The organism is Kitasatospora sp. NPDC001261, from assembly GCF_042896795.1.
GTDB lineage: Bacteria > Actinomycetota > Actinomycetes > Streptomycetales > Streptomycetaceae > Kitasatospora.
This window is the reverse complement of the sequence record NZ_JBIAXP010000010.1, coordinates 142,893-158,056: the sequence shown is the minus strand read 5'-3', so window position 1 is coordinate 158,056 and position 15,164 is coordinate 142,893. Positions and strand designations below refer to the sequence as shown.

The window sequence follows — 15,164 nt, the reverse complement described above, 5'->3', positions numbered from 1 at the left end:
CCACCAGACCCTCCGGGGGCGCGAGTTGAACCCCCGCGCCCCCGGAGTTCTCTGCACCACCGCGTACGGAGAACAGCCCAACGGCCACCCACACGAAGGCGTGACACCCGAGCCGTGCTCGCGTGCCGCGACCGCCGCGCCGCCGCAATCCGGAAGACTGACGGACCCGGCCACGACCCGTCGGGCAGTCCGCGTGCTTCCGGGGAAAGGGAGCCATGTCCGAAACCTCCCGTTCTCAAGCCCACCTCCAGGACGACGCCCCCACCGGTCCCGCCACCCCCGCGGGCACCCGGGGCGCCGGGGCCCGGAGAACCGCCCTGGGCGTCAGCGAACTCGTCCAGGCGGCCCTGCCACTGATCGCCTCCTGGCTGCCCACCCAGCGCTGGTACGCCGGCAAGGGAAGGCCCATCACCGGCCTCACCCCGGTCGTCGGCACCCCGCTGCAGGTCGGCGACCCGGCCCTGCTGCACCTCCTGCTGCGGGTCGAGCACGCCACCACGGCCGGCGCCCCGCACGGCGACATCTACCAGCTGCTGCTCGGCATCCGCTCCGGCGGGCTCGGGGACATCGGGCCCGCCGCCGTGCTCGGCCGGCTCAGCCAGGGCCCGTACGACGGCGCGACCCTCTACGACGCGGTGCACGACCCCGAACTCACCGGACGGCTGCTCGAACACCTGGCCACCGGGGACCGCTTCGGCGCGCTCTCCTTCCGCCGCACCCCCGGCTCCGGACTGCCCGCCAACCTCCCCGGCCGCGCCTCCACCGCCGAGCAGTCCAACAGCTCGGTCATCTACGGCACCTCGTACATCCTCAAGCTGTTCCGCCGCATCCACCCCGGCACCAACCCCGACCTCGAACTCTCGCTCGCGCTCTCCCGGGCCGGCTCCACCCGCATCCCCCGGGTCGCCGCCTGGTTCGAGAGCCGGATGGAACGCGCCGAACCCGCCACCCTCGGACTGCTGCAGCGCTACCTGCCGGACGCCGAGGACGGCTGGGAGCTCGCCCTCGACCAGGTCGGCCGGCTCAAGGGGGACCGCTCCCCCGGCAACTTCGCCATCGAGGCGCACCGGCTCGGCCGGGCCACCGCCGAGGTGCACCGGGTCCTCGCCCGCTCGATGCCCGTCGCCCGGCTCGACCGCGCCCAGACCGGACGGCTGGCCGGCGCCATGGCCGACCGGCTGGACAGCGCCGTCGCCGCCGTCCCCGGACTGCTGCGCTTCCGGGCCGCCCTGCGCACCGCCTTCCAGCAGCTCGCCGACGCCCACCCGGACGGCCTGCCGGTCCAGCGCATCCACGGCGACCTCCACCTCGGACAGGCCATGCGCACCCCGCACGGCTGGGTGCTGCTGGACTTCGAGGGCGAGCCCGCCAAGTCCGTCAACGAGCGCCGCGAACCGCAGCCCGCCCTGCGCGACGTCGCCGCGATGCTGCGCTCCTTCGACTACGCGGCCGCCCACCTGCTGGCCGGCGGCCCCGTCGACCCGGAACTGGCCCACCTGGCCGCCGCCTGGGCCCAGCGCAACCGCACCGCCTACGGCGCCGGCTACACCGCCGGCGGCGGCGCCGACCCGGCCGCCTCGCCGGAGCTGATGCGGGCGCTGGAGATCGACAAGGCGGTCTACGAGGTGGTGTACGAGGCCCGGCACCGGCCGAGCTGGCTGCCGATCCCGCTGGCCGCGATCAACCGGCTCGCCCTGTCCGTCTGACCGGCCCTTCCCGTACCCACGCCTTTTCCGCACCGCCCGATTCCCGCACCGCCCGATTCCCGCACTGCCCGTCTCCGCACCACGCGTCTCCCGTCCCACCCGTTTCCTGTCCCGACCGTTTCCTGTCCCGCCCGCAGGAGTTCGCCCACCCCGCCGCAGGAGGACCCCGCCGTGACGCCGATCGACCCGACCGGCCGCCCCACCCGCCCCGTACCGGCCACCTTCCTGGCCGGACCGCTCCCCGCCGAAGGCCACACCGGCCACGAGCACGGGGCGCACCGGGCGGCCGAGGAGGAGGGGGGCGCCGGCACCGGCTCGGAGCCCCCGGCCACCCTCCCGTCCCCGGCCGACCCACTCGCGGCCCCGCAGCCCCGGGGGGCCGAGCGCCCGGCCCCCACCGGGGCGCTGCGGCTGCCCGAGGCGCCGCTGCCGCCGGCCGAGGTCGACCGGCTGGTGGGCGGGCAGCACCACGACCCGCACGCGCTGCTCGGCGCGCACCCGGTGCACGGCGGCACGGCGATCCGGGTGCTGCGCCCGTTCGCCGAGCGGGTGGTCGTCGAGACCGCCCACGGCCCGGCCGAACTCACCCACCAGCAGAGCGGGTTGTTCACCGGCCTGGTGGCCGGCGGCGAACCGCCGGAGTACACCCTGCTGGTGACGTACCCCGACGGCGAGCCGCTGCGCCAGCACGACGGCTACCGCACCCCGCCCACCCTCGGCGAACTCGACCTGCACCTGATCTCCGAGGGCCGGCACGAGCAGCTGTGGCGGGCGCTCGGCTCGCACGTGCGCACCGTCGACGGGGTGGCTGGCACCGCCTTCGCGGTCTGGGCGCCGAACGCCGTCGGGGTCCGGCTGATCGGCGGCTTCAACCACTGGAACGGCACCGGGCACCCGATGCGCTCGCTCGGCTCGTCCGGGATCTGGGAGCTGTTCGTCCCCGGCCTGGCCGAGGGCGCCACCTACAAGTACGAGGTGCACACCCGGCAGGGCTGGGTGCTGGACAAGGCCGACCCGCTGGCCCGGGCCGCCCAGTGCCCGCCCGGCACCGCCTCGGTGGTCACCTCCTCCGACTACGCCTGGCAGGACGGCGAGTGGATGGCCCGCCGGGCCCGCGCCGCGCACCACCGCGCCCCGATGTCGGTGTATGAGCTGCACCTGCCCTCCTGGCGCCCGGACCTCACCACCTACCGCGCCATCGCCGAGGAACTGCCGCGCTACCTCCAGGAGTTGAACTTCACCCACGTGGAGCTCATGCCGGTGATGGAGCACCCCTTCGGCGGTTCCTGGGGCTACCAGGTGTCCGGCTACTACGCCCCCACCGCCCGGCTCGGCGGCCCCGACGACTTCCGGTACCTGGTGGACACCCTGCACCGGCACGGCATCGGCGTGATCGTCGACTGGGTGCCCGCGCACTTCCCCAAGGACGACTTCGCGCTCGCCCGCTTCGACGGCGAGCCGCTGTACGAGCCCGCCGACCCGCTGCGCGCCGAGCACCCCGACTGGGGGACGCTGGAGTTCGACTACGGCCGCAAGGAGGTGCGCAACTTCCTCGTCGCCAACGCGGTGTACTGGTGCGAGGAGTTCCACGTCGACGGCCTGCGGGTGGACGCCGTCGCCTCGATGCTCTACCTCGACTACTCCCGCGAGGGCGGCGACTGGACCCCCAACCGGTTCGGCGGCCGGGAGAACCTGGACGCCGCCTCCTTCCTCCAGGAGATGAACGCCACCGTCTACCGGCGCTGCCCGGGCGCGGTGACCATCGCCGAGGAGTCCACCGCCTGGGACGGGGTCACCCGCCCCACCGACGCCGGCGGCCTCGGCTTCGGGCTGAAGTGGAACATGGGCTGGATGCACGACTCGCTGGTCTACATGTCCAAGGAGCCGGTGCACCGCAAGTACCACCACAACGAGATCACCTTCTCGATGGTGTACGCCTACTCCGAGAACTACGTCCTGCCGATCTCGCACGACGAGGTGGTGCACGGCAAGCGGGCGCTGGTCTCCAAGATGCCCGGGGACTGGTGGCAGCAGCGCGCCAACCACCGCGCCTACCTCGGCTTCATGTGGTCCCACCCGGGCAAGCAGCTGCTGTTCATGGGGCAGGAGTTCGCCCAGGGCGCGGAGTGGGACCACGAGCAGGGCCCGCAGTGGTGGGTGCTCGACGAGCGGTGGCCGGCCCACGAGGAGCACCTCGGGGTGCGCCGGCTGGTCCGCGACCTCAACCGGCGCTACCTCGACACCCCGGCGCTGTGGGAGCTGGACACCGTCCCGGAGGGCTTCCGCTGGCTCGACGGCGGCGCCGCCGAGGACAACCTGCTCTCCTTCGTCCGGTACGCGGCCGACGGCTCGCCGCTGGTCGCGGTCTGCAACTTCTCGCCGGTCGTCCGGCACGGCCACCGGGTCGGCCTGCCCCGGCTGGCGGGCCGCGACCAGCTGTGGGAGGAGGCGCTGAACACCGACGCCGAGGAGTACGGCGGCAGCGGCGTCGGCAACTCCCACCCGGTCAAGGCCGAGCCGGTGGAGTGGGACGGCCAGCCCCGGTCCGCCGAACTGGTCCTCCCCCCGCTCTCCACCGTCTGGCTCCGCCCCGCGCGCTGAGCGCCGGGCGCCTCCGGTGCCCCGGACGCCCCGGGTGCCCGCCCCGTCGGCGGGCGCCCGGGGCGGGACCTCCGCCCCTTGCCCGAACCCCGTCGCTCTGCTCGCGGACACCCGTTCGGGGTGCGAAGGTATGGTCGATATGACCACTTTCCGAGACGACGGGACGGAGACAACCACGTGGCGCGCAGCGTGTACGTGACCGGCATCGACCGGGGGGACGGCCGCCAGGCGGTCGAACTCGGGGTCATGGAACTGCTCACCCGCCAGGTGGACCGGGTCGGGGTGTTCCGCCCGCTGGTGCACGCCGCCCCCGGGCAGCCGGGCTCCGACCACGTGGTCGAGCTGCTGCGCGGCCGCTACCGGCTCGACCTGCCCAGCAGCGAGCTGTACGGCCTCGGCTACGAGGAGGCCGCCGCCCTCCAGGCCGCCCACGGGCAGGACGAACTGGTCTCCGCCCTGGTCGACCGCTTCCACGCGCTGGAGCGGCGCTGCCAGGCCGTCCTGGTGCTCGGCACCGACTTCGCCGACACCAGCATCCCGGACGAACTCGCCTTCAACGCCCGCCTGGCCAACGAGTTCGGCGCCGCCGTGCTGCCGGTGGTCGGCGGGCACGGCGAGGACCCCGAGACGGTGGTCGCCGAGCTGCTGGGCGCCCACCGCGCCTACACCGACCTCGGCTGCCAGACCCTGGCGATGATCGCCAACCGGGTCGCCCCCGGCGCCAAGCAGCGCATCCAGCGCACCCTCACCGAGAAGCTGCCCGTCCCCGCCTACGTCATCCCGGAGGAGCCGGCCCTGGCCGCGCCCACCGTCGCCCAGCTGGTCGAGGCGACCGGCGCCGAGGTGCTGCTCGGGGACGCCGCCGGCCTCGCCCGGGACGTGCGCGGCTACGTCTTCGGCGGCGCCATGCTGCCCACCTTCCTGGACGCGCTGACCGAGGGCGCCCTGGTGGTCACCCCCGGGGACCGCGCCGACCTGGTGATCGGCTCGCTGGCCGCGCACGCCGCCGGCGCCCCGCCGATCGCCGGCGTGCTGCTGACGCTCGGCCAGCACCCCGGCCCCAACGTGATGGCGCTGGCCGCCCGGCTCGCCCCCGGCACCCCGGTCGCGGTCGTCCCCGAGGGCAGCTGGCCCACCGCCGCCCACCTGACCCACCTGGAGGGCAAGCTCACCTCGGCCAGCCCCCGGAAGGCCGAGATCGCCCTCGGCCTGTTCGAACTGCACGTCGACACCGCCGAGTTGACCAACCTGATCGAGGTCGGCCGGTCCGAGCGGGTCACCCCGATGATGTTCGAGCACGAGCTGCTGGAGCGCGCCCGGGGCACCCGCCGGCACGTCGTCCTGCCGGAGGGCACCGAGGAGCGGGTGCTGCGCGCCGCCGAGATCCTGCTGCGCCGCAACATCTGCGACCTCACCCTGCTCGGCGAGGCGGACGCCGTCCGCCGCAAGGCGTCGAGCCTGAGCATCGACCTCCCCGCCGAGGACCCCACCGCCGACCGCGCCCAGGTGCGGATCGTCGACCCGGCCACCAGCCCGCTGCGCCGCCAGTTCGCCGAGCTGTACGCGAAACTGCGCGCCCACAAGGGGATGACCGTCGAACTGGCCCTGGACGTGGTCACCGACGTCTCGTACTTCGGCACCCTGATGGTCCAGGAGGGCATCGCGGACGGCATGGTCTCCGGCGCGGCGCACTCCACCGCCGCCACCATCCGGCCCGCCTTCGAGGTGATCAAGACCTCGCCGGGCGCCTCGATCGTCTCCTCGGTCTTCTTCATGTGCCTGGCCGACCGGGTGCTGGTGTACGGCGACTGCGCGGTCAACCCCGACCCGGACGCCCAGCAGCTGGCCGACATCGCCATCCAGTCGGCCGCCACCGCCGCCCAGTTCGGGGTGGAGCCGCGGGTCGCGATGCTCTCGTACTCGACCGGCACCTCCGGCTCCGGCGCGGACGTCGACAAGGTCCGCAAGGCCACCGAGCTGGTCCGCGAGCTGCGGCCGGACATCCTGGTCGAGGGCCCGATCCAGTACGACGCGGCGGTGGACGCCCGGGTCGCGGCCACCAAGCTGCCGGGCTCCCCGGTGGCCGGGCGGGCCACCGTGCTGATCTTCCCGGACCTCAACACCGGCAACAACACCTACAAGGCGGTCCAGCGCTCGGCCGGGGCCGTCGCGGTCGGCCCGGTGCTCCAGGGACTGCGCAAGCCCGTCAACGACCTCTCCCGCGGGGCGCTGGTGCAGGACATCGTCAACACCGTCGCGATCACCGCCATCCAGTCCCAGGACCACGCCTCCCAGGACCGCACCTCCCAGGACCACGCCTCCCAGGACCTCGCGTCGGACAGCAAGGAGCTCCCCGCATGAGCAAGGGCACCCGCGTCCTCGTCCTGAACGCCGGCTCCTCGTCGGTGAAGTACCAGCTGATCGACATGCTGGACGGGGCCAGGCTGGCCGCCGGGCTGGTCGAGCGGATCGGCGAGGCCGGCGGGCGGCTGGTGCACACCCCGCGCACCGGCGGGCCGCGCGAGACCGTCCAGGCCTTCCCGGACCACGCCGCCGCGCTCAAGGCCGTCGCCGAGGAGCTGTCCGCCGACGGCGTCGGGCTGGACTCCCCCGAGCTGGCCGCGATCGGCCACCGGGTGGTGCACGGCGGCCTGCGGTTCACCGAGCCGACCGTGATCACCGACGACGTGCTCAAGGAGATCCGCCGGCTGATCCCGGTCGCCCCGCTGCACAACCCGGCCAACATCACCGGCATCGAGGTCGCCCGGGCCCTGCGCCCCGACCTCCCCCAGGTGGCCGTCTTCGACACCGCCTTCCACGCCTCGATGCCCGAGTACTCGGCCCGGTACGCGATCGACAAGGACGTCGCCGACCGGCACCGGGTGCGCCGCTACGGCTTCCACGGCACCTCGCACCAGTACGTCTCGCGGGCCACCGCCCGGCTGCTCGGCAAGGACCCGGCCGAGGTCAACGTGATCGTGCTGCACCTGGGCAACGGCGCCTCCGCCTCGGCGGTCGCCGGCGGCCGCTGCGTGGACACCTCGATGGGCCTGACCCCGCTGGAGGGCCTGGTCATGGGCACCCGGTCGGGCGACATCGACGCCGGCGTGGTGTTCCACCTGCACCGGGTCGGCGGGCTGTCCGTGGACGAGATCGACGACCTGCTCAACCGCCGCAGCGGCCTGCGCGGGCTGTGCGGCGAGAACGACATGCGCGAGATCATGCGCCGGGCCGACGAGGGGGACGCGGACGCGAAGCTCGCGTTCGACTCGTACGTCCACCGGCTGCGCAAGTACATCGGCGGCTACTACGCGGTGCTCGGCCGGGTGGACGCGATCGCGTTCACCGCCGGGGTCGGGGAGAACGCGGCGCCGGTGCGCGCGGCGGCCACCGCGGGACTGGAGGAACTGGGCATCGCCGTCGACCCGGAACTGAACTCGGTGCGGTCCGGCGAGGCCCGGATCGTCTCGCCCGAGTACGCCCGGGTGGCGGTCGCCGTGGTGCCCACCGACGAGGAGCTGGAGATCGCCCGACAGACCTTCGCGCTGGTGCACCGGGAACGCCGGGAGTCCGAGGACTGACACGGATCCGTCTCACTCCTCGGAAGCTTTCGTCGGCGATTCCTCCCGGTGCGTGCCGAATGCACCTATAACACGAACGGATAGACTGATCCATATGCGCCGAGCGAAAATTGTCTGCACCCTGGGTCCGGCGACGGACTCCTACGAACAGCTGAAGGCCATCGTCGAGGCGGGCATGAACGTCGCCCGACTGAACATGAGCCACGGCAACCACGCGGACCACGAGGAGCGGTACCGCAAGGTCCGCCAGGTCTCGGAGGACACCGGCAAGGCCATCGGCGTCCTGGCCGACCTCCAGGGTCCGAAGATCCGTCTGGCGACCTTCGCCAACGGCCCGGTGACCGTCGACAACGGCGACGAGTTCACCATCACCACCGAGGACGTCCCCGGTGACCAGCACATCTGCGGCACCACCTACAAGGGCCTGCCCGGCGACGTGAAGGCCGGCGACCCGATCCTGATCAACGACGGCGTCATCGCCCTGGAGGTCGTCAGCGTCGACGGCCCGCGGGTGAAGACCGTGGTGATCGAGGGCGGCGTGCTCTCGAACAACAAGGGCATCAACCTGCCCGGCGCGGCCGTGAACGTGCCCGCCCTGTCCGAGAAGGACAAGGACGACCTGCGCTTCGCGCTGCGCCTGGGCGTCGACATGATCGCCCTGTCCTTCGTCCGCAACGCGGACGACATCAAGGACGTCCACGAGGTCATGGACGAGGTCGGCATCCGCGTGCCGGTCATCGCCAAGATCGAGAAGCCGCAGGCCGTCGAGGCCATGGAGGAGATCGTCCTCGCCTTCGACGCCATCATGGTCGCCCGCGGCGACCTGGCCGTGGAGTACCCGCTGGAGCGGGTGCCGCTGGTCCAGAAGCAGCTGATCACCCTGGCCCGCCGCAACGCCAAGCCGGTCATCGTCGCCACCCAGATGATGGAGTCGATGATCCACGCCTCGCGCCCGACCCGCGCCGAGGTCTCCGACGTCGCCAACGCCATCCTGGACGGCGCCGACGCGGTCATGCTGTCCGCCGAGTCGAGCGTCGGCAAGTACCCCGTCGAGACCGTCCGCACCATGGCCCGGATCTGCGAGACGGCCGAGGGCGAGCTGCTCGCCCAGGGCCTCCAGCCGCTCAACCCGGGCCGCAAGCCGCGCACCCAGGGCGGCTCCGTCGCCCGCGCCGCGTGCGAGCTGGGCGACTTCCTGGACGGCAAGGCGCTGGTCGCCTTCACCAAGTCCGGCGACACCGCCCGCCGGCTGTCCCGCTACCGCTCGCCGATCCCGGTGATCGCCTTCACCCCGGACAGCGCCACCCGCAACCAGCTCTCGCTGAGCTGGGGCGTCGAGGCGTACGTCACGGAGCAGGTGGCCACCACCGACGCGATGGTCGCGCAGGTCGACCGGGAGCTGCTGAAGCTCGGCCGGCTCGGCGAGGGCGACACCGTCATCGTCACCGCCGGTGTCCCGGTCGGCGTCCCCGGCACCACCAACATGGTGCAGGTGCACCACCTGGGCACCCGGGGCGAGTGAGCACCCGTCAGGCCTGAACACCCGTGGGGCGGTCCTCCTTCCGGAGGGCCGCCCCACGGTCCTTGTGGCGTCCGCTACTTGTCGCTGTAGGGGGCGTCGTCGTTGAACAGGCGCATCCCGGGGATGCGCAGGGTGCCGCCGAACTGGCCGGCCTGCTTGGCGGTGACGCCGGTCAGCTCCAGGTCCAGCGGGATCGGGATGGAGCCGATCAGGTCGTACAGCCAGCGCGGCAGGGTGTCCGGGGTGAGGGTGATCTCGCCCAGGTCGATCGGGATCGGCAGGCCGAGCACCTTGGAGAGGTGGCCGGACAGCCGCTCCACGTACATGGTGACCGGGCCCTTGCGCATCGTCGAGGTGGAACCCGGGGCGCCCTGGACGTGGAAGGTGACGCCGTTGCCCTCCAGGGTCGACATGTCGAGGTTGTCGATGTCCACGCTGTCGACCACGAACTTCAGGACGCGCTTGCTGCCGGTCACGGTCTTCACGTCGTAGACGCCGTGGAAGGCCGCGCCGTGCAGGGCGAGCCGACTGGTCTTCAGGGTCCAGTTCTGCTCCGGGACGACGTGCCCGGGGGCGGGCGCGCCGGCGGTCAGGCCCCGGGCGTCCACATCGCAGTCGGGGTTCTCGGTCGGCGTGCCGGACGGGCTGCCGGAGGCGCCCGCGGAGGGCGTCGCCGAGGCGTCCGCGGACGGGGTCGCGGAGGGCTTCGGCCTGCCGCTCGCCCTGCCGCTCGGCGTGGCGGTGGGCGAGGGCTCGTCGGCGGCGGGCTGGGTCGCGGGCGGCGCGGCCTGCGGGGCGGCGGCCGGGGCCTGCACCGGGGCGTCCGTATGCGGGGCCTCGGTGTGCGGGGCGGGGGCGGCCGGAGCGGCCGGGCCGGCGGGCGCCGCGGGGGTGGTGGTCGGGGCGCCGCCCGGGGTCGGGCTCGGCGAGCCGTTCGGGGTGAGCAGCCGGTTGACGCCGTCGACGAGGCCGTCGATCAGCCCCGCCCGGGCCGCCGGGCCGGTGGTGGTGGGCGTCGCGGCGGCCGACGGCTTGACCGGCGAGGTCGGCTGCTGGGCCGGGCCGGTGGTCGGTGCGGGGGTCGGCACCGAGCCCGGGTCCGTCGAGGGGCCGGCGGTGGGCGCGGTGCCCGGCGCGGTGCTCGGCGCGGTACTCGGCGCGGTGCTCGGCGCGGTGCTCGGCGCCGTGGACGGGCCCGGCGGCGGCTCGGGCAGCTCGCTCTTGGGCACCGGCGTCTCGACCGGCGCGACGTCCGGCACGGCGGCCGGCGCGGTGCCGCAGGGCTTGCCCGCCGCCGACTCGGCGACCGCCGGGTTGGGCGTGTAGGCGGCGGCCATCAGCAGCGCGGTCGGCACCGCGGCCAGCGCCAGTGCCCGGCCCCTCAGCCGGACCCGTACGGGCGTGCGCGGGGCCGCGTGCCGGCCGGAGCGCTGCGCGGGAACGGTCGTACCGTCGGCTTGCTCGGCCGGCCCGGTCACCGCGCCTCCTCCTGGTCCACGGCGGCGGCCCGCTTCCGGTCCGCGGCGTCGGCCTGCTTCGGGACGGCGGCCGCGGGTTCGGCGGCCTGCGGCCCGCCCTGGGCGGGCAGTTCGGCGGTGGGCGCCTCGACGGCGCCGTCGGTGGCCGGCTCGGTGGCGACGCTCCGCGCCACGGCGTTCCCGGCCGCCGCGTCCCCGGCGCCGCCCTTGGCCCGGCCCCAGCGTCCGCGCCCGGCCGCCTTCGCGGCCTTGGGCTCCGGCAGCGGCGCCCAGGAGACCATCAGCCCGCCGCCGATCAGGCCCGGCAGCAGGGCCAGTCCGAAGCCCCCCAGGTTGGAGACCGGGAGGGAGACCAGCGTCAGCAGCGTGGTGGCGATGCCGGCGAAGACCCGTACGGCCGGCTGGAACCAGGCGGTCAGCCCGAGCACGATCAGCAGCACGCCGATGATCAGTGACCCGGCACCCGCCGTGGTGGCCATGGCCACCGTCATGCCGCCCAACGAGAGCTTGGCGTACGGGAAGTACATGATCGGGACGCCGGCGATCATGGCCAGCAGACCGCCGTAGTACGGCCGCGTCCGACGGAACGTACGGAACACCCGGCGCAGCCACTGGGCGGGGTTCTCGTGCTCGGCGGGCCGGTAGGAGGCAAGGGCGCTGGACACGGTGCAGCTCCTCGATGGTGTGAACGAGGGATGGAGGAGACACGGGATCCGGGGACGGCGCACGCACCGCCCCCGGTCCCGCGGGTGCCGTCGGGGCGGGCGGGCCGGGCCCGGCCCGCCGCCGTCAACGGCCTAGTAGCACTCGCCGGAACCGTCGGTGTGCAGCGCGAGCTTCAGGCCCGGGAGCTTGAAGGTGCCGGCCGAGGTGGCCCAGGCGGTCTGCTGCACGTTGTACAGGTCGGCCTTCTCGGCGGCCTGGGCGAAGCCGGTCTGCCCGGACGGCAGGCCGCCGAGCTTGGACTTCCAGCCCTGGGTGGCCTCGCCCTTGAGGGTCGACGCCTCCTGGCCGATGTTGATGTTGGAGAACTCGGCGTCGGCGTTCAGCTGGTCGAGGTCGATCAGCAGGTTCTTGGCGTAGACCTGCTTCTTGACGTCCTCGCTGTTGCCGGCCTCCAGACGCAGGATGATCTTGGGCAGCTTCCACGGCAGGCCGGGGATGACGTTGGGGTCGGTCACCACCGACTGGCAGAGGCCCTTGATGGTGGCCTCGTCGAAGGCCGAGACGGCGACCGGGTGCGGCGTGCCGTTCGACTCCGCGTCGATCGAGCCGAACTGGGCGAAGTTCCTGCCGTGCAGCTCCGGCGTGGTGACCTTGAAGCTCTGGCCGGAGACGCTGAACGAAGCCGCCAGCGCGTTGTTGGCGATCGAGACGCCCACCGCGGCGGTGGCCGCGATGCTCGGCACCATCACCAGGGCGAAGCGCTTCCAGCGGGTCTTGCCGTAGGTCTGGGACATGCGAGTCCTCCTTCTAGGACGTACATCTCCGGCTCCCCGGCGGCGCGTCCCGCACCGGTGGGGACCTGGGATGGGAGAGAGCTACGTCCTCGGTAGCGGAGAGCGCCTTGGGCGTCGTCGGACGCGGGAGCGGCCCGCGTGCAGCGGACCTCCCGTCCAAGCACCGGCCGTCCTTGCGGGGCGGCGGGCAGGACCGACGACATCGGCGATCACCCCCGAGCGACAACCAGCGACCGCGCAGGGCCGCGCGGCCGGTCGAAGGACAGGAACCGCCGTGGGACCGCGGATACCCCCCTGCCCTCCCTCCCGCCGGCCGGGGCCGACGGACCGCCCGGTGGGGATCCCGCGCTCCGCGTGGCCGACCGGGGTCGGGGTGTGGAGCCCGGGACCGGGCGTGGCCGATCGTGCTTGAATCCCGGGCGAAGCACAAGAGGTTCCTTACTGACGGGTAATGCAACATCAGGTGGCGTTGATCATGGAATCGACCCGGGCCACACCCTGCGTGACGTCTTGAAGGAAACGTGACGGCGAAATCTGCCGGAAACGCAAGCGAAACACCCGTGGGCGGTCACACAAGGTGACCACCCACGGGTGAAATCAAGATTTGGTAAACCTCTGTTCAGTTGACCGGATTGTCGCCAAATCACCAGCGACACCGCAGGTCATCCGCCGTGCCAGGCAGCGGACCTGATCCGGGCTCAGAACCGGCTCGGGACGGACCGGGAACCGGCTCGGAGCGGGCTCAGAACAGCACGCGCGCCAGCGCCGTCCGGGCCGCGACGACCCGCGGGTCCTCCGGGCCGATCACCTCGAACAGCTCCAGCAGGCGCAGCCGGGCGGTGTCCCGGTCCTCGCCGGCCGTCCGCCCGACGGTGGCCACCAGGCGCCCGAAGGCGTCCTCGACGTGACCGCCGACCAGGTCCAGGTCGGCCGCCTTGAGCTGGATCCCGACGTCCTTCGGGTCGGCGGCGGCCGCCGCCCGGACGGCCTGGAGGTCCAGACCCTCGATCCGCTTCAGCAGCTCGGCCTGGGCCAGGCCCAGCTTGGCCTCGGTGTTGCCCGGCTGCTCGGCCAGCACGTTCCGGTAGGCCTGGATGGCACCGCCCAGGTCGCCGGCGTCCAGCGCGTCGTGCGCGGCGGACAGCGCCGGGTCCTCGGGGCGCTGCGGGGCGGCGGCCGGGGCCTCGCCCGGGGCGGCCGCGCCACCGGCCAGGCCGGCCACGCCGAAGCGCTGCTCGGCGACCAGGATCAGCTGGTCCAGGATCTGACGGATGTTGGCCGCGCTCTCCGCGCCCTGGAACAGCGGCACCAGCTGGCCGGCCACCACGGCCATCACGGCCGGGATGCCCTGGATGCCGAACTGCTGGGAGAGCAGCGGGTTGGCGTCGACGTCAATCTTGGCGAGCACGAAGCGGCCGGCGTACTCCTCGGCCAGGCCCTCCAGGACCGGGCTCAGCTGTTTGCAGGGCCCGCACCACTCGGCCCAGAAGTCGATGACGACCGGCACCTCGGTGGAGCGCTGGACGACCTCGGTCTCGAAGGTGTCCTCGGTGACGTCGATGACGAGCTGGTGGGCGGACTGGGCGGGGGCGGCTCCGTCCGCATCGGCGGCGGACGCCTGACGAGCCCGCTCGGCCCGGGCCTGCTCGGCCTTCTGGGCGGCTTCGCCGGCCGCCTTCACTGCGGCGAGGTCGACCGCACCGCGCAGGGCGGAGCTGTTGAGACGCGAATTCCGTGGCTGCATGGCACCATCCTCCCCCGTCCGCGCTGCTCGCGGGCACCAACCTCCGGAAAGTCGCCCCGCGCGGACCGCGCGGTGCGGGTTCCCGGGCGCCGTGCCCCTCCCCCGGTAGCCTGGACCGTTCGGCGCGGATCCCCACCCGCGCCCGCGCCGCTCCCGTCCCACGGGACGCGGCGCCTGGTTGTCACTGCTTTCGCTACGAGTCGTAGCGTAACTGGAGCCGGTGGCCCGGCCGCAAGCCCCTCCGGTGGTTCGGGGACGTGACCTGCCCCACTTTCCCGGGGTGCCCCGCTGCCCGAACGGACGAACAGTCGCTACCGTTACCAGCCCCACCCAAGTTACTTACCAGTAGAGCGCAAGGAGGCCCGGTGCCGGCCGCCCAGCCCCCAGCGAGCCCGCAGGGCACGCACCAGGACTGCCCGGCGCCCGCGGGCACCGCCCGGGCCAAGGGCCGCCCGCGCAGCGCCGCCGCCGACCGCGCCATCCTCGACGCCACCCGCGAGACCCTGGCCGAACTCGGCTGGGGCGGACTGACCATGGGCCACGTGGCGAGCCGGGCCGGGGTCGCCAAGACCACCCTCTACCGCCGCTGGCCGTCCAAGAACGAGCTCGTGGTGGACGCCGTCGCCACCCTCTTCGACGAGCTGGTGATGCCCGACCTCGGCAGCCTGCGGGCCGACATCGAGGCCGTGGTGGCCCAGTTCGCCGACCTGCTGGCCCGCCCGGAGACCCAGGCCGCGCTGCTCGCGCTGTTCGCCGAGGGCACCCGCGACCGGCAGCTGCGGCGGCGGATCCGCGAGGCCATCGTGGACCCGCAGAAGCGGCTGGTCCGCCAGGGCCGGGCGGCCGCCCAGGCCCGCGGCGAGCTGGAGGCGGACACCGACGACACCTCGGCCCGCGAGGAGGTCGACATCATCTTCGACACCATCGCGGGCACCGTCGAGCACCGCGTCCTGGTCAGCGGCGAGCCGATCACCCCGGAGTGGACCCGCCGCTTCACCGACCTGCTGCTCGGACCGATGCTCGCGGGCTGAGCGCACCCCGGCCGGAGACACGGCAAAGCCGCCGTACGGGA

The 15,164-nt window shown here is 73.5% G+C and carries 10 protein-coding genes; 6 read left to right on the top strand and 4 right to left on the bottom strand.

All coding sequences use genetic code 11. The features are described from left to right. The first annotated feature begins 215 nt into the window (after positions 1 to 215). From ACFY4B_RS15885 to pyk, 5 genes are all read left to right on the top strand, one after another. On the top strand, positions 216 to 1,706 hold the full coding sequence (locus tag ACFY4B_RS15885) for a phosphotransferase (protein ID WP_074001466.1): 1,491 nt from the start codon (positions 216 to 218) through the stop codon (positions 1,704 to 1,706). Between the two features lie 171 nt (positions 1,707 to 1,877). Beyond that, positions 1,878 to 4,307, top strand: a complete 2,430-nt coding sequence (glgB, locus tag ACFY4B_RS15880) for a 1,4-alpha-glucan branching protein GlgB (protein WP_380779956.1) — start codon at positions 1,878 to 1,880, stop codon at positions 4,305 to 4,307. A gap of 177 nt (positions 4,308 to 4,484) precedes the next feature. Further along, a complete protein-coding gene (pta, locus tag ACFY4B_RS15875; protein WP_387968292.1) occupies positions 4,485 to 6,668 on the top strand; it encodes a phosphate acetyltransferase in 2,184 nt (727 codons plus the stop codon). Beyond that, positions 6,665 to 7,888: an acetate kinase gene (locus ACFY4B_RS15870; RefSeq protein WP_074001464.1), complete on the top strand. Its 1,224-nt coding sequence runs from the start codon at positions 6,665 to 6,667 to the stop codon at positions 7,886 to 7,888. Before pta ends, ACFY4B_RS15870 begins: the two co-directional genes overlap by 4 nt. Before the next feature lie 94 nt (positions 7,889 to 7,982). After that, positions 7,983 to 9,410, top strand: a complete 1,428-nt coding sequence (pyk, locus tag ACFY4B_RS15865; RefSeq protein ID WP_049656903.1) for a pyruvate kinase — start codon at positions 7,983 to 7,985, stop codon at positions 9,408 to 9,410. Positions 9,411 to 9,484: 74 nt separating this feature from the next. Here pyk and ACFY4B_RS15860 read toward each other — a convergent pair whose 3' ends face one another. The 4 genes from ACFY4B_RS15860 to ACFY4B_RS15845 all read right to left on the bottom strand — a co-directional run bounded on the left by ACFY4B_RS15860 (position 9,485) and on the right by ACFY4B_RS15845 (position 14,092). Continuing rightward, positions 9,485 to 10,888, bottom strand: coding sequence for a hypothetical protein (locus ACFY4B_RS15860; protein ID WP_387968290.1), 1,404 nt, complete (start codon positions 10,886 to 10,888; stop codon positions 9,485 to 9,487). Next, positions 10,885 to 11,553 carry a DUF6114 domain-containing protein gene (locus ACFY4B_RS15855; RefSeq protein ID WP_380740415.1) on the bottom strand — a complete coding sequence of 223 codons (669 nt, stop codon included), beginning with the start codon at positions 11,551 to 11,553 and terminating at the stop codon, positions 10,885 to 10,887. The genes ACFY4B_RS15860 and ACFY4B_RS15855 overlap by 4 nt, the downstream gene beginning before the upstream one ends. A 132-nt stretch (positions 11,554 to 11,685) precedes the next feature. Continuing rightward, positions 11,686 to 12,348, bottom strand: a complete 663-nt coding sequence (locus tag ACFY4B_RS15850) for a DUF6230 family protein (protein ID WP_049651461.1) — start codon at positions 12,346 to 12,348, stop codon at positions 11,686 to 11,688. Between the two features lie 742 nt (positions 12,349 to 13,090). Beyond that, on the bottom strand, positions 13,091 to 14,092 hold the full coding sequence (locus ACFY4B_RS15845) for a tetratricopeptide repeat protein (protein WP_380740417.1): 1,002 nt from the start codon (positions 14,090 to 14,092) through the stop codon (positions 13,091 to 13,093). 365 nt (positions 14,093 to 14,457) lie between these two features. Here ACFY4B_RS15845 and ACFY4B_RS15840 point away from each other — a divergent pair, with 365 nt between their 5' ends. Continuing rightward, the gene (locus ACFY4B_RS15840; protein WP_079271888.1) at positions 14,458 to 15,123 is read left to right on the top strand and encodes a TetR/AcrR family transcriptional regulator; all 666 of its coding nucleotides are present in this window, start codon (positions 14,458 to 14,460) and stop codon (positions 15,121 to 15,123) included. Positions 15,124 to 15,164 lie beyond the last annotated feature (41 nt).

Excerpts from the sequence above, each read along its gene's own strand:
- ACFY4B_RS15885 (WP_074001466.1), top strand. The coding sequence starts at position 216 with ATGTCCGAAACCTCCCGTTCTCAAGCCCACCTCCAGGACGACGCCCCC.
- pyk (WP_049656903.1), top strand. The coding sequence starts at position 7,983 with ATGCGCCGAGCGAAAATTGTCTGCACCCTGGGTCCGGCGACGGACTCC.
- ACFY4B_RS15845 (WP_380740417.1), bottom strand. The coding sequence starts at position 14,092 with ATGCAGCCACGGAATTCGCGTCTCAACAGCTCCGCCCTGCGCGGTGCG.
- ACFY4B_RS15850 (WP_049651461.1), bottom strand. The coding sequence starts at position 12,348 with ATGTCCCAGACCTACGGCAAGACCCGCTGGAAGCGCTTCGCCCTGGTG.
- ACFY4B_RS15870 (WP_074001464.1), top strand. The coding sequence starts at position 6,665 with ATGAGCAAGGGCACCCGCGTCCTCGTCCTGAACGCCGGCTCCTCGTCG.